Origin of the sequence: Micromonospora phaseoli, assembly GCF_900109115.1 — a bacterium.
GTDB lineage: Bacteria > Actinomycetota > Actinomycetes > Mycobacteriales > Micromonosporaceae > Micromonospora > Micromonospora phaseoli.
In genome coordinates this window covers 738,556-754,588 of record NZ_FNYV01000001.1, presented here as the reverse complement: position 1 = coordinate 754,588, position 16,033 = coordinate 738,556, and the positions used below count along the sequence as shown (strand labels likewise).

General features: G+C 71.1%; 14 protein-coding genes. 9 read left to right on the top strand and 5 right to left on the bottom strand.

Features of this window, described 5'->3' with window-relative positions; genetic code table 11:
• Nucleotides 1–136: 136 nt before the first annotated feature.
• From BMY89_RS03455 to BMY89_RS03445, 3 genes are all read left to right on the top strand, one after another.
• The gene (locus BMY89_RS03455) at nucleotides 137–1,051 is read left to right on the top strand and encodes a proteasome assembly chaperone family protein (RefSeq protein WP_092374597.1); all 915 of its coding nucleotides are present in this window, start codon (nucleotides 137–139) and stop codon (nucleotides 1,049–1,051) included.
• A 121-nt stretch (nucleotides 1,052–1,172) separates the two neighbouring features.
• Entirely contained in the window at nucleotides 1,173–1,970 is a 798-nt protein-coding gene (locus BMY89_RS03450; RefSeq protein ID WP_092375519.1) for an exodeoxyribonuclease III, read from the top strand.
• A 95-nt stretch (nucleotides 1,971–2,065) separates the two neighbouring features.
• Complete coding sequence (locus BMY89_RS03445) at nucleotides 2,066–2,377, top strand: antibiotic biosynthesis monooxygenase family protein (RefSeq protein WP_092374594.1); 312 nt, start codon at nucleotides 2,066–2,068, stop codon at nucleotides 2,375–2,377.
• A 31-nt stretch (nucleotides 2,378–2,408) separates the two neighbouring features.
• Here the strand turns inward: BMY89_RS03445 and BMY89_RS03440 are convergent, their stop codons facing one another.
• Together BMY89_RS03440 and BMY89_RS03435 are read right to left on the bottom strand one after the other, a co-directional pair.
• Nucleotides 2,409–3,104 carry a class F sortase gene (locus BMY89_RS03440; protein ID WP_092375516.1) on the bottom strand — a complete coding sequence of 232 codons (696 nt, stop codon included), beginning with the start codon at nucleotides 3,102–3,104 and terminating at the stop codon, nucleotides 2,409–2,411.
• A 310-nt stretch (nucleotides 3,105–3,414) separates the two neighbouring features.
• Entirely contained in the window at nucleotides 3,415–4,113 is a 699-nt protein-coding gene (locus BMY89_RS03435) for a hypothetical protein (RefSeq protein ID WP_092374592.1), read from the bottom strand.
• A gap of 142 nt (nucleotides 4,114–4,255) precedes the next feature.
• Here BMY89_RS03435 and trmB point away from each other — a divergent pair, with 142 nt between their 5' ends.
• The 3 genes from trmB (at nucleotide 4,256) to BMY89_RS03420 (ending at nucleotide 8,352) form a co-directional block, all read left to right on the top strand.
• Nucleotides 4,256–4,963 carry a tRNA (guanosine(46)-N7)-methyltransferase TrmB gene (trmB, locus tag BMY89_RS03430; RefSeq protein WP_092374589.1) on the top strand — a complete coding sequence of 236 codons (708 nt, stop codon included), beginning with the start codon at nucleotides 4,256–4,258 and terminating at the stop codon, nucleotides 4,961–4,963.
• A 121-nt stretch (nucleotides 4,964–5,084) separates the two neighbouring features.
• On the top strand, nucleotides 5,085–7,589 hold the full coding sequence (locus BMY89_RS03425; RefSeq protein WP_092374586.1) for a DEAD/DEAH box helicase: 2,505 nt from the start codon (nucleotides 5,085–5,087) through the stop codon (nucleotides 7,587–7,589).
• A 121-nt stretch (nucleotides 7,590–7,710) separates the two neighbouring features.
• Nucleotides 7,711–8,352 carry a hypothetical protein gene (locus BMY89_RS03420; protein ID WP_092375512.1) on the top strand — a complete coding sequence of 214 codons (642 nt, stop codon included), beginning with the start codon at nucleotides 7,711–7,713 and terminating at the stop codon, nucleotides 8,350–8,352.
• 96 nt (nucleotides 8,353–8,448) lie between these two features.
• On the opposite strand, the gene BMY89_RS03415 is transcribed toward BMY89_RS03420, so the two are convergent.
• On the bottom strand, nucleotides 8,449–9,261 hold the full coding sequence (locus BMY89_RS03415; RefSeq protein WP_232521029.1) for a helix-turn-helix domain-containing protein: 813 nt from the start codon (nucleotides 9,259–9,261) through the stop codon (nucleotides 8,449–8,451).
• 35 nt (nucleotides 9,262–9,296) lie between these two features.
• Between BMY89_RS03415 and BMY89_RS03410 the strand changes: the two genes are divergently transcribed.
• Complete coding sequence (locus BMY89_RS03410; RefSeq protein WP_092374582.1) at nucleotides 9,297–9,686, top strand: nuclear transport factor 2 family protein; 390 nt, start codon at nucleotides 9,297–9,299, stop codon at nucleotides 9,684–9,686.
• Between the two features lie 47 nt (nucleotides 9,687–9,733).
• On the opposite strand, the gene BMY89_RS03405 is transcribed toward BMY89_RS03410, so the two are convergent.
• On the bottom strand, nucleotides 9,734–10,102 hold the full coding sequence (locus tag BMY89_RS03405; RefSeq protein ID WP_092374579.1) for a cytidine/deoxycytidylate deaminase family protein: 369 nt from the start codon (nucleotides 10,100–10,102) through the stop codon (nucleotides 9,734–9,736).
• 166 nt (nucleotides 10,103–10,268) lie between these two features.
• Between BMY89_RS03405 and hrpA the strand changes: the two genes are divergently transcribed.
• Nucleotides 10,269–14,333 carry an ATP-dependent RNA helicase HrpA gene (gene hrpA / locus BMY89_RS03400; RefSeq protein ID WP_092374576.1) on the top strand — a complete coding sequence of 1,355 codons (4,065 nt, stop codon included), beginning with the start codon at nucleotides 10,269–10,271 and terminating at the stop codon, nucleotides 14,331–14,333.
• Here the strand turns inward: hrpA and BMY89_RS03395 are convergent.
• The gene (locus tag BMY89_RS03395; RefSeq protein WP_092374573.1) at nucleotides 14,330–15,262 is read right to left on the bottom strand and encodes a LysR family transcriptional regulator; all 933 of its coding nucleotides are present in this window, start codon (nucleotides 15,260–15,262) and stop codon (nucleotides 14,330–14,332) included. The genes hrpA and BMY89_RS03395 overlap by 4 nt on opposite strands.
• 77 nt (nucleotides 15,263–15,339) lie before the next feature.
• Between BMY89_RS03395 and BMY89_RS03390 the strand changes: the two genes are divergently transcribed.
• Nucleotides 15,340–16,032, top strand: coding sequence for a succinate dehydrogenase cytochrome b subunit (locus BMY89_RS03390; RefSeq protein ID WP_269766840.1), 693 nt, complete (start codon nucleotides 15,340–15,342; stop codon nucleotides 16,030–16,032).
• Nucleotide 16,033: the final 1 nt, after the last annotated feature.

Below are 16,033 nucleotides of genomic sequence, written 5' to 3'. Positions count from 1 at the left end.
CGGCCGACGGTCACCCGTCGATGCCGGGCCGGGCGGCCCGGCGCGGCAGGAATGCACGAGGATGGCAGGTACGTTCTGGCGATCGGGACGTCGTCAACCCGGCGACCCGTTACGCACATGCAGGGAGGCCGCACCGGTGCTCGACCCACACGAGCTCTACGAACTCACCGACGATCTGCCCGACCTCGGTCAACCGGTCCTGATTCAGGCGCTCACCGGTTTTGTCGACGCCGGCAACGCCGGCCGGCTGGCCCGCGAACAGCTGCTCACATCGCTGGAGTCCCGTCCGATCGCCCGATTCGACCTGGACCAGATCTTCGACTACCGCTCCCGACGCCCGGTGATGACCTTCGTCGAGGACCACTGGGAGAGCTACGAGGCGCCGGAGCTGGAGCTGCGCCTGCTCCACGACGACGACGAGACCCCCTTCCTGCTGCTCACCGGGCCCGAGCCCGACCTGCAGTGGGAACGGTTCACGGCCGCCGTCGCCGAGCTGTCGGCCCGGCTGGACGTACGGCTCACCGTCGGGCTCAACGCGATCCCGATGGCGGTGCCGCACACCCGACCGACCGGCGTGACCGCGCACGCCACCCGGCGGGACCTGATCGCCGGATACGAGCCGTGGCTGCAACGGGTCCAGGTCCCCGGCAGCGTGGGACACCTGCTGGAGTTCCGCCTCGGTGAGGCCGGCCGGGACGCGCTCGGCTTCGCCGCGCACGTGCCGCACTACGTGGCGCAGGCCGAGTACCCGGCCGCCGCCGAGGTGCTGCTGGCGTCGGTGTCCCGCAGCACCGGCCTGCTGCTGCCCCGCGACGGGCTTCGATCGGCCGCCGAGGTGGTCCGGGTGGAGATCGACCGCCAGGTCGCCCAGAGCGACGAGGCCACCGCCCTGGTCCACGCCCTCGAAGAGCAGTACGACGCGTACGCCCGCGGCCAGGGCGGGAAGAGCCTGCTCGCCGCGGAGAACGGCCCGCTGCCCACGGCCGAGGAGCTCGGCGCCGAGCTGGAGCGGTTCCTGGCCGAGCAGACCCGCCCCAACAACGACAGCTAGCTGTCCGGAGGTAAGGAAGGGCCCCTTGTTATCGCCTGGTGCATAGCAGGGGGCCCTTGTTATCACCATTCGGCCGCGAGCCGGCCGCGCGAGCCGACCGGTCATGCGGCAGGCTGAGACCATGCGCCTGGCGACCTGGAACGTCAACTCGGTGAAGGCCCGCCTGCCCCGGCTGCTCGACTGGCTGGCCGGGACCGGGCCGGACGTGGTCTGTCTGCAGGAGACCAAGTGCCCCGACGGCGCTTTCCCGGTCGCCGAGGTGGGCGAGCTGGGTTACACCGTGGCCAGCCACAGTGACGGCCGGTGGAACGGGGTGGCCATCCTGTCGCGGGTCGGGCTGGCCGACGTCGCGGTCGGGTTCCCCGGCGAACCCGGGTTCCCCGAGCCGGAGGCCCGGGCGATCGCGGCGACCTGCGACGGGCTGCGGGTCTGGTCGGTGTACGTGCCGAACGGCCGGACTCCCGAGGACCCGCACTACGCGTACAAGCTGGCCTGGCTGGCGGCCCTGCGGGACGCGCTGGATGCCGAACTGAGCGCCGGTCCGGCGCTCGCGGTCTGCGGCGACTTCAACGTCGCCCCGACCGACGACGACCTCTGGGATCCGGCGTTGTTCGTCGACTCCACCCACGTCACGCCGGCCGAGCGGGCGGCGCTGGCGGCGCTGCGCGACCTCGGCCTCAGCGACGTGGTGCCCACCCCGATGAAGGGCCCGCATCCCTACACCTACTGGGACTACCGGGCCGGGATGTTCCACCAGAACAAGGGCATGCGGATCGATCTGGTGTACGCCTCGGCGGCGGTGGCCCGCGCCGTCCGCTCGGCATACGTGGACCGAGACGCCCGCAAGGGCAAGGGCCCGTCCGATCACGCCCCGGTCGTGGTCGACACCGATCTGGTCCCATCAGTCGAATCCTTCTGACCTGGACCCGACCCCACCCCGTGAATCCTGGTACGAAACCACCCCCCGGAGGGGCGTTGCCGTACCAAGATCTGCTCGCGGTCTAGGGTGGGGTCATGGCAGTCGTGAAGATCAACGCGATCGACGTCCCGCCCGGTGCCGGTGAGGAGTTGGAGAAGCGGTTCGCCGCCCGCGCCCGCGCCGTGGAGAACTCCCCCGGATTCCTCGGATTCGAGCTGCTGCGCCCGGTGGCCGGCGAGAGCCGCTACTTCGTCTACACCCGGTGGGAGACCGAGCAGGCGTACCAGGACTGGGCCGCCGGCCCGGCCCGTGCCGCCCACGCCGCGCCACCCGGTGCCGAGCAGCGCCCCCCGGTCGCCTCCGGCGCCAGCCTCCTCGAGTTCGAGGTGGTCCAGCAGGTCCCTTGAGCCAGCCTGCCGCGCACCCGACCCGGGCGGGTCAGGCAGCGCGGGTGGAGGTGAGGGTGGCGAAGGCGATCACGTTGTCCGCGTAGCCGGTCCCGCCACCGAGCCACTGGCCGCCGCAGGTGATGAGCCGCAGGCTGGCCGGGCCGTCGTGGCCGTACACCCGGTCCGCCGGCAACTGGTCCTTCGGGAAGTGCTCCACCGAGTCCACGGTGAAGACGGCCACCGAGCCATCCTCCCGAGCCACCTCGACCGTGTCGCCGACACCCAGCTTGCCCAGGTCGTAGAAAACCGACGGGCCGCTCTTGGTGTCGACATGCCCGACGATGACCGCCGGACCGGGCTCCCCCGGGACAGGCCCGCGGTCATACCAGCCGGTCTCCTCGTGACGGCTCAACGGCGGCACGGCGATCGAGCCGTCCGGTGCGTCGCCGACCGGCTTGACCGGAGCCGAGACCTCGATCGACGGGACGGACAGGCTCACCGGCCGGGCGACCGTGGGGGTGACGGGCGCACCGGCCGACGACTGCGCGCCACCGACGGCCGCCCATTCCAGCGGCCCTCCGACGGTACGACCCAGCCCGGCTCCGGTGGCGAAGACACCGGCCAGCACCAGCAGCACGGCGAGCGGAAGTGACCAGGGACTACGGCCGGATCGTGGCGCGCGGCCGGTGGCACCGGGCGCGCCGGTGGATCGCGGTACCCCACCGACGGTGGGCGGCGTGAAGATCTCCGGGTGCGGCGCGAGCTTGGCCGGACGAAGCCTGGCGTCGCCCGCCGGCGGCACGAAGGGCCCGGCGTCGCCCGCCGGCGGCACGAAGGACCCGGGGCGGGAGGCCGGAGGCGGCACGAAGGGCCCGGGGTGGGACGCCGGCGGCGGCACGAAGAGGTCGGGGCGAGGTCCGGGACGAGGCGGAACGCCGGGAGGACGGGCGGCCCGCGCGGAACCGGCGGCTCGGGACTGGTACGTGGAGCCGGCGGGTCGGGGTCCCCGACCGGAGCCGGTGGGTCTGGGTGCGCGTGCGGCGGTCATGGCGAGGTCACCGGCGGCTGCCGCGGCGACGCGCCGCCGCTACCCACACAACCATGCCGGTGAGCGTCAGCGCGAGCCCGCCGGGCAGCAGCAGCCCGGCGAGTACGCCGTCTGCGCCGCCGCCGAATCCGGTCGCCGGCCCACGGCTGGGCTTCGGCGGCCGGGTGCTGGGCTTCACCTGGCGTACCACCTGGACCATGGTGGACGCGGTCTCGCCGCCCCGGCATTCCAGCTTGACCCGGTAGTTCCCGGGCAGCACCCGCTCCTTCACCATGGCCGTCCCGGTCAGCAGTCCACGCTGCGACTGCACGGCGACCCGGCCGAACGCGTCCGAGACGACGATGGCGCCCACCGAGTTGTCGTGGCAGCTCGCCCGGAGCCCGACCAGGTGTCCCGGTTCCACCATGCTCGGCGAGACCTCCACGAACACGCTCGGGCCCGGCTGCGGCGCCGCAGCTGGCGCACCAGGCTGCGCATCACCGGGCTGCCCAGCGACGACCGGCGCGACGGCGGCCAGGGCGGGCGCCGCCGGGTACCCCGATTCCGCCCTGACCGGTACGGGTGGCGACAGGGGTGCCGCCACGGCCGGTGCCGCCGGTAGCAGCGGAGTGGCCAGGGCGATCGCGAGCAGCGGTGCGACGGCCGCGAGAGCGAACGGTGGGACGCGGGTCGAGGCGCAAGGCAGCGCCGGACGAGTACGGGTCACTGACACGATGCCCCCTCCCGGCGCTGATGCGCAGTCGCCGGGTGCCGCCGGACACCCGGTTCTCGCCTTACCGATGATGGTCTCACCACCGGACGTACCTCACATCCGATCCGGCCCGGTGCTCGCGTAGGCTCGGTTCGCAGTGACCTCCACCGACCCGATCCCCAGCGTCGCCGCACCGTATGCGGCGCGGACGATCCGCACCTTCCACCCGCGTCGTGGCCGGATGAGCGGCCGGCAGGTGGCGGCGTTGGAACAGCTCTGGCCGGTCTACGGCCTGCACGTCGCCGACGCCGCCCCGATCGATCCCGTCGACCTGTTCGGCCGTCGAGCTCCGCTGGTCCTCGAAATCGGTTCCGGCATGGGCGACACGACGGTCGAGATGGCCGCCGCCGACCCGGATCGAGATTATCTGGCGGTCGAGGTGCACACGCCCGGAATCGCCAACCTGCTGGACCTGGTCCACCAGCGTGAGCTGGGCAATGTCCGGATCGTCGAGGGCGACGCGTTGGATCTGCTCGATCTGCTGCCGCCCGATTCACTGGACGCGGTGCACATCTTCTTTCCGGATCCGTGGCCGAAGTCCCGGCACCACAAGCGGCGGTTGATCCAGCCGGCCCACGTCGCGCGACTGCGCTCCCGGCTGGCCGTGGGTGGCACGCTGCACTGCGCCACCGACTGGGCGGCGTACGCCGAGTCGATGCGGGCCACCCTGGACGCCGACCCGGGCCTGGTCAACCCGCACGACGGCTACGCACCCCGGCCGGCCCACCGGCCGGTGACCCGGTTCGAGCGGCGGGCGCTAATCGACGGCCGGCCGATCGCCGACCTGATCTACCGCCGCAGGTAAGGAAGGGCCCCTTGTTAACGCCTGGCGTACCAAAGGGGCCCCCTCCTAACAACCAGCGGCGAACAGCCCGACGGATCCCGGTTGGCGTCGGCGTCCACGGTCGGGGCACCATGGACCGGCCATGACACTCACCGCCGCGCTGCCGAAGTCCACCGACCCCGACACCCTCTACGACGCGTTCGCCAGTTGGGCGTCCGAGCGCGGCCTCGACCTCTATCCCCACCAGGAGGAGGCGGTCATCGAGATCGTCTCCGGGGCGAACGTGATCATGAATACCCCGACCGGTTCGGGCAAGAGCCTGGTCGCCATCGCCGCGCACTTCGCCGCCCTGGCCGAGGACCGGACGACCTTCTACACCGCGCCGATCAAGGCCCTGGTGTCGGAGAAGTTCTTCGCGCTCTGCGAGGTCTTCGGCGCCGAGAACGTCGGCATGCTCACCGGCGACGCGAGCGTCAACGCCGACGCCCCGATCATCTGCTGCACCGCCGAGATCCTCGCCAACCTGGCGCTACGCGAGGGCACCCGGGCCGACGTCGGCCAGGTGGTCATGGATGAGTTCCACTTCTACGCCGAACCGGACCGGGGCTGGGCCTGGCAGGTGCCGCTGATCGAGCTGCCCCAGGCGCAGTTCGTCCTGATGTCGGCCACGCTGGGCGACACCACCCGGTTCGTCGACGACCTGACCCGGCGTACCGGCCGGCCGACCGCCGTCGTCCGCTCGGCCGAGCGGCCGGTCCCGCTGCTCTTCTCGTACGCGATGACGCCGCTGCACGAGACCCTGGAGGAGCTGCTGGAGACCAAGCAGGCCCCGGTGTACGTCGTGCACTTCACCCAGGCCGCCGCCCTGGAGCGCGCCCAGGCGCTGATGAGCGTCAACGTCTGCACCCGGGCCGAGAAGGACATGATCGCGCAGGCGATCGGCGGGTTCCGGTTCACCTCCGGCTTCGGCAAGACGCTGTCCCGACTGGTCCGGCACGGCATCGGCGTGCACCACGCCGGCATGCTGCCCAAGTACCGCCGGCTGGTGGAGACCCTCGCGCAGGCCGGGCTGCTCAAGGTCATCTGCGGTACGGACACTCTCGGTGTCGGCATCAACGTGCCGATCCGCACGGTGCTGTTCACCGGCCTGTCCAAGTACGACGGGGTGCGGACCCGGCTGCTCAAGGCCCGCGAGTTCCACCAGATCGCCGGCCGGGCCGGGCGGGCCGGCTTCGACACCCTGGGCCGGGTCGTGGTCCAGGCTCCCGAGCATGTCATCGAGAACGAGAAGGCCCTCGCCAAGGCCGGTGACGACCCGAAGAAGCGGCGCAAGGTGGTCAAGAAGAAGCCGCCGGAGGGCTCGATCGGCTGGGGCGAGCCGACCTTCACCCGCCTGGTCGAGGCCGAGCCGGAGCCGTTGACCTCCAGCTTCCAGGTCAGCCACTCGATGCTGCTCAACGTCATCGGCCGCCCCGGCGACGCGTTCGCGGCCATGCGACACCTACTCACCGACAACCACGAGGAGCGGGCCGCCCAGCGTCGGCACATCCGCCGGGCCATCGCCATCTACCGGGCGCTGAGGGCCGGCGGCGTGGTCGAGGAGCTGCCCGAACCGGACGAGACCGGCCGACGGGTCCGGCTCACCGTCGACCTTCAGCTCGACTTCGCGCTCAACCAGCCGCTGTCGCCGCTGGCGCTGGCCACCATCGAGCTGCTGGACAGCGAGTCCCCGTCGTACGCCCTCGACGTGCTGTCGGTGATCGAGTCGATCCTCGACGACCCACGGCAGGTCCTCTCCGCGCAGCAGTTCAAGGCCCGCGGCGAGGCGGTCGCCGCGATGAAGGCCGACGGCATCGAGTACGAGGCCCGCCTCGAACTGCTCGACGAGGTGACCTGGCCCAAACCCCTGGCCGAGCTGCTGGGCAACGCGTACGAGATGTACCGGCAGGGGCACCCGTGGGTGGCCGACCACCAGCTCTCCCCCAAGTCCGTCGTACGCGACATGTACGAGCGGGCGATGACCTTCACCGAGTTCGTGCAGTTCTACTCGCTGACCCGCTCCGAGGGCCTGGTGCTGCGCTACCTCGCCGACGCGTACAAGACGCTGCGGCAGACGGTGCCCGGCGAGGCCAAGACCGAGGAGCTGGTCGACCTGATCGAGTGGCTCGGCGAGCTGGTCCGGCAGGTCGACTCCAGCCTGATCGACGAGTGGGAGCGGCTGCGCAACCCCACCGACCTGCCGGAGGTCGCCTCCGCACTGGCGGACCGCCCGGCCGCGGTGACCCGCAACGCGCGGGCGTTCCGGGTGCTGGTGCGCAACGCCCTGTTCCGCCGGGTCGAGTTGGCCGCGCTGCGTCGCTGGGACCTGCTCGGCGAACTGGACGCAGGCGAGGGGTGGAACGCCGACGCCTGGGCGGACGCGCTGGAGCCGTACTTCGAGTCGTACGACGGGATCGGCACCGGGCCGGACGCCCGCGGGCCCGCGCTGCTCATGATCGAGCAGGGTCGGGAGCGCTGGACGGTTCGGCAGATCCTCGATGACCCGGCGGGCGACCACGACTGGGGCATCAGCGCCGAGATCGACCTGGCCGCCTCCGACGAGGCGGGCGCCGCCGTCGTCCGGATCACCGACGTCGGCCAGTTGTAGTAAGTCCGTTCTTCAGGGGCCATCCGGAGTGTCCGGGTGGCCCCTTATCTGCCCTGGGCGATGTCAGGGTCGTCGATTAGAATGTATGTACTAATCGAGTTCCTGACCTGGGAGGATGCTCGTGACCGCACCCATCTCTGCCCCCCTGACGCCGTACGCCACCCTCCTCGGTTTCACCCGGTACGTCGACCGCACCGGGCCGACCAAGGCCAGCTTCGTCGGCGGCCTGCGCCGCCAGCGGGCCAGCCGCTCCGGATTCAACCCGCACGGCCAGTTCGTCAAGGCGCTGAAGGCCGACATCGCCTTCCACACCGGCGGCACCCACCTGGCGCAGGTGGTCGAGGTGGTCAAGCCCCGGTGGCGCCCGCTCTACCAAGCCCTCGTCCCCGGGGCGACCACCTGGCTGCACTCGCTCGGTGAGCCGGCCGGCATCAACCTGGCCCAGACCCGGGACGCCCTGGCCATGCTCGGCGACCTCCCGATCAAGATCAACCCCCACTTCGGCATCCGGTACGCCGACGGTCGCGCCGAGGCGGTGCGGCTGCACTTCGATGAGGCCCCGCCCAGCGAGGAGGCGATGCTGGCCGCACTGCACCTGACGGCCCGTCACATCGACGCCGTACTCCCGCATGCCGAGCCGGTCCTGGTCGATGTGCGCCGGGGCACGGCCCACCGGATGCCCGGCGACGCCAAGCCGGACGAGATCGAGCGGTGGCTCGCCGGTGAGGCCGCCGCCTTCCGCGCCATCTGGTCCGCCGCCTAGCGTCGAGCCGCCGGGTCGAGGGTTATCCGCAGGGGCAGCGGTGGTGGGCCCCACTCGTCGCGGGTGGGGCCACGCCAGGGCCGGTCCCGGCGACAGCTACTCCGTGAAGTAGGCGGCACTCTCTTGGTCTGCCGGATAGTAGGACTCGATCGCGATTTCGTCGATCGCGATGTCCATCGGGGTGCCGAATGTGGTGATGGTCGAGAACAGCCGCAGCTCTCGTCCGTCGATCCGGAGGATCATCGGGATCACCACGTCGGCGTCGACCCGTTGGCCCATCGGGTCCTCCGGCGACGGGTTCAGCAGTTCTTCGTAGAGCGCGGTGAGCTCCGCGTCGGGAGCGGTGGCGAGTTGGCGCGAGATCCGGCTGCGGAACACCGCGCGCACGTCGGCCAGGTTGACGACCATCGGAGCGAGCCCGCGCGGGTCCAGGCCCAGCCGGACCAGGTTCACCGGCGGCCGCAGCAGATCGGGAGCGACCTGCGCGAAGAACGGGTCGACCGCGCGGTTGGTCATCACGATGTTCCACCGACGGTCGAAGACCAGCGCCGGATACGGCTCGTGCGCCTGGAGCACCCTGCGGACCGCGTCCAGGGCTGCCGACAGAGCGGTGTCGTCGAGCGGACGCTCCGCGTACCGGGGCGCGAAGCCGGCGGCGAGCAACAGTCGATTGCGATCGCGCAGCGGCACATGGAGCTGATCGGCAAGCCGGAGGATCATGTCCGCGCTCGGCTTGGACCGGCCGGTCTCGACCAGGCTGACGTGACGAGCCGAGACATCCGCGGCGATCGCCAGGTCGAGTTGGCTGAGTCCCCGGCGCTGCCGCCACTGCCGCATGAGTTCCCCGACCGTGTACACGATCATGAGCGTACTCATCGTCGCGCCGGGCGCCATGAAGTGCGAGTTCATCGACAACCCAACGGGCGGGGGAAACACTTGGCCCCATGACCACTGAGAACACAAGCATCGTCCAGCGTGCGCTGGCGGGGCTGATCGAGACGGGCGACGTCGACACGCTCGCGTCGTTCCTCAGCGACGACTTCATCCACCACCGGCCGGATTCGACAACCGCGACCAAGGCGGAATGGCTGGCCGCTGTCCGCGCCGCGCTGGGCCCGACCGCCGGCATGCAGGTCGAAATCCTCCACCTGCTGGCCGACGGTGACCACGTCGTGGTGCACTCGCGACGCCGGCTACCCGACGCGGGACCGGAGATCGTGGTCGTCGACGTCATGCGTATCGCCGACGGGCGCATCGCCGAGATATGGGAGATCATCGAACCGGTGGCCCACGCAGCCGCCAATATGGCGTGGTGGGAATCTGCCCGGGGGTAGGCAGCCACGATGCGCACTCCTGATCAGGTCAGGTGTTGCGCCGACCGCTAGAACCCGAGGTCGCCCACCGGTACGACCTTCGGGTCGTCGGCCGGGCCGACGATCACCCGCAGCTCCGGGAAGAGATCGACCAACAGGTTTCGGCACGGCCCGCAGGGGGTGAGGACGCTCCGGCCTCGGTCGCCCACCGTGACCATGGTCTCCAACGGCCCCACTCCCTGCGTGGCGGCGGCGCCAATCGCGATCACCTCAGCGCAGGCACCCCCGGTGACGTGCACCACGTTCACCCCGGACACGACCCGACCATCGGCGGTTCGGGCCGCCGTGGCGCGGGTGTGGGCGGCGCTGCGGCAGCGCAGCTTGGCCACCGCGCTGGCGGCCTGCACCAGCGCCCGATCCGTGTCCCGCATCGTCATCGACGTCCCCGCGCTCGCTCCTGGTGGTTGATCAACGATAGCGCCCCGCCAGTCCGGGTCGAGAGCAGCCGGCCGCCGGCGGCGGTGATTGCCGGCCGCCAGGAGACGGGTCGGGCAGGTAACCAGGAGGCGGCTCGCCGGCGGGCTGCCTATCCTTGGGCACGCCATGCAGAATCCAGCCGCACCCGTCACGAGCGACCCCGTCCGCGAGTTGCAGCGTCGCCTCGCCCTGCTGATGTTCCGCGACCAGCGCCACCTGCGGCGGCGACTCGACGGGGTGCGGAAGCTACGCGACCCGCAGCGGCGCGAGTCGGCGCTGGCCGAGATCGCCGCCGACGTGGCGGCGGCCGAGGGTCGCCTGGAGCGGCGGCGGGCCGCGGTGCCGGTGGTCACCTACCCGGCCATCCTGCCGGTGAGCGAGCGCAAGGACGACATCGCCGCGGCGATCCGGGACCACCAGGTGGTGATCGTGGCCGGCGAGACCGGCTCCGGCAAGACCACCCAGTTGCCCAAGATCTGTCTGGAACTGGGGCGCGGGATCAACGGACTGATCGGGCATACCCAGCCCCGGCGGCTGGCCGCGCGTACGGTCGCCGATCGGATTGCCGAGGAGTTGGGCACCGAACTGGGCGACGTGGTCGGCTACAAGGTGCGCTTCACCGATCAGGTCAGCGAGAACAGCCTGGTCAAGCTGATGACCGACGGCATCCTGCTGGCCGAGTTGCAGACCGACCGGATGCTCCGCCAGTACGACACCTTGATCATCGACGAGGCGCACGAGCGCAGCCTCAACATCGACTTCATTCTCGGCTACCTCAGGCAACTGCTTCCCCGTCGCCCCGACCTCAAGGTGATCATCACCTCGGCGACCATCGAGACCGACCGGTTCGCCCGGCACTTCGCCGGCCCGCCGACCGCCGAGCACCCCGACGGCGAGCCGGCGCCGGTGGTGGAGGTCTCCGGCCGGACCTATCCGGTCGAGGTGCGCTATCGACCGCTGGTCGAGGTCAACGAGAACGCGGTCGCCGACGACGGGGACGAGGAGAACGTCCGCGACCAGATCCAGGCGATCGGCGACGCGGTCGAGGAACTGGCCGTCGAGGGGCCCGGCGACATCCTGGTCTTCCTCAGCGGTGAACGGGAGATCCGGGACACCGCCGAGGCGCTCGGTAAGCTGGTGCAGCACAAGCGGTCACTACTTAACACCGAGATCCTGCCGTTGTACGCCCGGCTGAGCGTCGCCGAGCAGCACCGGGTCTTCGCCCCGCACGCGGGACGGCGGGTGGTGCTGGCCACCAACGTCGCGGAGACCTCGCTGACGGTCCCCGGCATCAAGTACGTGGTGGATCCCGGCACCGCCCGGATCTCCCGCTACTCCCAGCGGTTGAAGGTGCAACGGCTGCCCATCGAGCCGGTGTCCCAGGCGTCGGCGAACCAGCGCAAGGGCCGCTGCGGGCGCACCTCGGACGGCATCTGCATCCGGCTCTACGACGAGCAGGACTTCGCCGCCCGGCCCGAGTTCACCGACCCGGAGATCCTGCGCACCAACCTGGCCTCGGTCATCCTGCAGATGACCGCCATCGGTCTCGGCGACATCACCGCCTTCCCGTTCATCGACCCACCGGACAGTCGCAACGTCGCGGACGGCGTGAATCTGCTGCACGAACTGGGGGCGTTCGACCCCGCCGAGACCGACCCGGCCCGGCGGCTCACCGCGCTGGGCCGGCGGCTCGCCCAACTGCCGGTCGATCCCCGCCTGGCCCGGATGGTGCTGGAGGGCGAACGCAACGGCTGCGCCACCGAGGTGATGGTGATCGCCGCGGCGCTGTCGATCCAGGATCCACGCGAGCGGCCCGCGGAGAAGCAGGCCCAGGCCGACCAGGCGCACGCCCGGTTCGCCGACGCCGAATCCGACTTCGTCGCGTACCTCAATCTCTGGCGGTACCTGCGCGAACAGCAGCAGACCCTCTCCTCCAGCGCCTTCCGCCGGATGTGCAAGGCCGAGTACCTCAACTACCTGCGGATTCGCGAGTGGCAGGACATCGTCAGCCAGTTGCGGCAGGTGCTGCGTACCGGCGAGGGGGACGGCCGGGGACACGGCCGGCGGGGCACGGCCCAGGCCGCGCCCGACGGCGGTGGACGACGCCAGCCCGGCGCGGACCTGCCGGAGGAGATCGACACCCCGAAGGTGCACCAGTCGCTGCTGCCCGGCCTGCTGTCCCACATCGGCCTCAAGGACGCCCAGAAGCACGAGTACCTGGGGGCACGCGGGGCCAAGTTCGCGCTCTTCCCCGGCTCGGCGGTGTTCCGCAAGCCGCCGCGCTGGGTGATGGCGGCCGAGCTGGTGGAGACCTCCCGGCTCTGGGGTCGGGTGAACGGCCGGATCGAGCCGGAGTGGGTCGAGCCGCTCGCCCAGCACCTGGTCAAGCGCAGCTACAGCGAGCCGCACTGGGAGAAGAAGCAGGCGGCGGTGATGGCGTACGAGAAGGTCACCCTCTTCGGCGTACCGCTGGTCACCGCCCGCAAGGTGAACTTCGGCCGGATCGACCCGGTGCTGAGCCGGGAGCTGTTCATCCGGCACGCGCTGGTCGAGGGAGACTGGTCCACCCACCACCAGTTCTGGGGGGACAACCAGCGCCTGCGCACCGAGGTGGAGGAGCTGGAGCACCGGGCTCGGCGACGCGACATCCTGGTCGACGACGAGACGGTCTTCCAGTTCTACGACGAGCGGATCCCGGCCGAGGTGGTCTCGGGACGGCACTTCGACACCTGGTGGAAGAAGACCCGGCGGGAACAGCCCGACCTGCTCACCTTCACCCGGGAGCTGCTGGTCAACGCGGGCCGGGGCGGGGTGGACGAGGCCGACTTCCCCGACCAGTGGAGTGCCGACGGAGTGGCCCTGCCGCTGACGTACACGTTCGAGCCGGGCACCCCGACCGACGGGGTGACGGTGGAAATCCCACTGCCGCTGCTCAACCAGGTGCCGGCCGACAGCTTCGACTGGCAGGTGCCCGGGCTGCGCGAGGAACTCGTCATCGCGCTGATCCGGTCGCTGCCGAAACCGGTGCGGCGCAACTTCGTGCCGGTGCCCGACTACGCCCGCGCCGCCCTGGCCGCGATCACCCCCGGCGAGGAGCCGCTGCTGGACGCGCTGACCCGGCAGCTGCGCCGGATGACCGGGGTTACGGTGCCCCGGGACGCCTGGGACGTCGGCAGGTTGCCGCCGCACCTGCGGGTCACCTTCCGGGTGCTCGGCGACGACGACAAACCGGTCGCCGAGGGCAAGGACCTGCCGGCCCTGCAACGTCAGCTCAAGGCGGAGGTACGCCAGGTGGTGGCCGCCGCCGCACCGGACGTGGCCCGCACCGGGCTGACCGGGTGGGAGATCGGTGCCCTGCCGCGCACCATCGAGCAGGTGCGCGCCGGGTACGCGGTGACCGCCTATCCGGCGCTGGTGGACGAGGGCAGCACGGTCGGGGTGCGGGTGTTCGACTCCCCGGCCGAGCAGGAGGCAGCCCACTGGGCGGGCACGCGGCGGCTGCTGCGGCTGACCGTGCCGTCGCCCGCGAAGTTCCTCCAGGGGCGGCTGACCAACGAGGCGAAGCTGGCGCTGTCCCGAAACCCGCACGGCGGGGTGCAGGCGCTGATCTCCGACGCGGCCGGCGCGGCGATCGACAAGCTGGTCGCCGACGCCGGCGGGCCGGTCTGGGACGCCGAGGGCTTCGCCGCGTTGCGGGACAAGGTCCGGGCCGGGCTGGTGGACACGGTGGTGCAGGTGATGGACCGGGTCCAGGCGGTGCTCGCGGCGGCGTACGCGGTGCAGCAACGGCTCGGCGCGACGAAGAACCTGGCCGTGGTGGCCGCGCTGGCCGACATCCGCGCCCAGCTCACCGGGCTGGTGCACGCCGGGTTCATCACCGAGGCCGGGTACGCCCGGCTGCCCGATCTGCTGCGTTACCTGACCGCGGTGCAGCGGCGACTGGACCGGCTGCCCGGTAACCCGGCGCGGGACAAGCAGCAGCAGGACCGCGTCGCGGTGGTCCAGCGGGAGTACGACGAGATGCTCAAGGCACTGCCCCCGGCCCGGCGCTCGTCCGCGCCGGTGCGGCAGATCCGCTGGATGATCGAGGAGCTGCGGGTGAACGTCTTCGCCCAGGCGCTGGGCACCCCGTACCCGGTCTCCGAGCAGCGCATCTACCGCGCCATGGACGACGCCGAGGCCCCAGGCTAAGGCAGGGGTTCGACGCCGGGTGGGAGCTGATCGCTGGCGGTGGCGGTGTGCACGTAGTCGAGCAGGATGCGGCGTAGTTCCCGGCCGGCGTGGGTGGGCACCACGTCGCGTCGGCGGGCGACCGCGATGGTGCGCCGTACCCCGGGTGGCGCCAGCCGGGTGACCCGGATGCCGGGCCGGCGGGCCACCACCATGCCGGGTACCACGGCGATGCCCAGCCCGGCCTCGACGAAGCTGAGCACGGCGTCCATCTCCCCGCCGTCCACCGAGAGGGTCGGTTCGAAGCCGGCTTCCCGGCACGCCGCAAGGGTGGCGTCGCGCAGGTCGTAGCCCTCGCGGAACATCACCAGGGGCTGGTCGCGCAGGTCGGTGATGCGCAGGTCGCCGCCGGCCGAGGCGCTCGGCACCGGGTCGACGGAGGCGACCACCAGGCTCTCGGTGAGGATCTTCTCGGCCCGCAGGCCGGGGTCGGTGCCCTGGGCCGGCATGATGACCAGCGCCAGGTCCAGTTCGCCGCGGAGCAGTTGACGGACGAGATCCTGCGAGCCGCCTTCCTCCACCCGCAGGTCGACAGCGGGGTGCGCGTCGCGGAATCGGCGCAGCACCGGCGGGGCGAGCGAGGTGGCCAGACTGGGGGTGGCGCCGAGGCGTACCCGGCCGCGCCGCAGCCCGACCAGCTCCTGCACCTCCCGGGTGGCGGTCTCGACGTCGGCCAGGATCCGCTTGGCCAGCGGCAGCAGCGTCTCGCCGGCCCCGGTCAGCCCGATGTTGCCCCTTACCCGCTCGAAGAGCGGGGCGCCCAGGGTGTCCTCCAGCGCGTGAATTTGCTTACTCAACGAAGGCTGGGTGATGCCCACGATGTCGGCGGCCTGAGTGAAATGTCGTATTTCGGCCACCGCAACGAAGTACTTCAGCTGATGGAGCTGCATCTACATAGCTTATGGCTATCAAGACTGCGGTGTCGATGCATTGGACGACTGATCGGAGTGCTCCTAGCGTCGTTCGAGTGGTAGTCACAACGAGAACCCGGTCGCCCATCCGATCCAACGTCGGCCTCAAGGCCGTCATGGCGGTGACGGGCATCCTCCTGGTGCTGTTCCTGATCGCCCACATGCTGGGCAACCTGAAGATCTTCACGGGTGCCACCTCGTTCGACCACTATGCGCACTGGTTGCGCGAGCTCGGCGCCCCGCTGTTGCCGAACGCCGGATTCCTGTGGATCCAGCGGGTCGGCCTGCTGGCGGCGGTGCTCCTGCACATCTGGGCCGCCACGGTCCTCGCCCTGCGCGCCCGCGCCGCCCGCCCGGTGCGCTACGCCCACCGCAAGAAGGTCCGGGGCAGCTACGCGGCCCGCACCATGCGCTGGGGCGGCGTGATCATCCTGCTCTTCGTGATCTACCACATCCTGGACCTCACCACCGGCACCCTGAACCCGGTCGGCGACCCGGCCCGGCCGTACGCCAACATCGTCGCCGACTTCGCCCCGGAGCGCTGGTACGTCACGGCCTTCTACACGCTGGCGATCGTCGCCCTCGGCTTCCATCTGCGGCACGGCGTGTTCAGCGCGCTGCGCAGCCTCGGTCAGCAGACCCCGCGCGGCGAGCAGCGTGCCCGGGCGGTGGCGCTGGCCTTCGCCGTCGTGCTCTGCGCCGGCTACCTCGTGGTCCCGTTCGCCGTACTCACCGGATTGGTGTCCTGAC

Excerpts from the sequence above, each read along its gene's own strand:
- BMY89_RS03450 (WP_092375519.1), top strand. The coding sequence starts at position 1,173 with ATGCGCCTGGCGACCTGGAACGTCAACTCGGTGAAGGCCCGCCTGCCC.
- BMY89_RS03445 (WP_092374594.1), top strand. The coding sequence starts at position 2,066 with ATGGCAGTCGTGAAGATCAACGCGATCGACGTCCCGCCCGGTGCCGGT.
- BMY89_RS03425 (WP_092374586.1), top strand. The coding sequence starts at position 5,085 with ATGACACTCACCGCCGCGCTGCCGAAGTCCACCGACCCCGACACCCTC.
- BMY89_RS03415 (WP_232521029.1), bottom strand. The coding sequence starts at position 9,261 with ATGAACTCGCACTTCATGGCGCCCGGCGCGACGATGAGTACGCTCATG.
- BMY89_RS03410 (WP_092374582.1), top strand. The coding sequence starts at position 9,297 with ATGACCACTGAGAACACAAGCATCGTCCAGCGTGCGCTGGCGGGGCTG.
- BMY89_RS03405 (WP_092374579.1), bottom strand. The coding sequence starts at position 10,102 with ATGACGATGCGGGACACGGATCGGGCGCTGGTGCAGGCCGCCAGCGCG.
- hrpA (WP_092374576.1), top strand. The coding sequence starts at position 10,269 with ATGCAGAATCCAGCCGCACCCGTCACGAGCGACCCCGTCCGCGAGTTG.
- BMY89_RS03395 (WP_092374573.1), bottom strand. The coding sequence starts at position 15,262 with ATGCAGCTCCATCAGCTGAAGTACTTCGTTGCGGTGGCCGAAATACGA.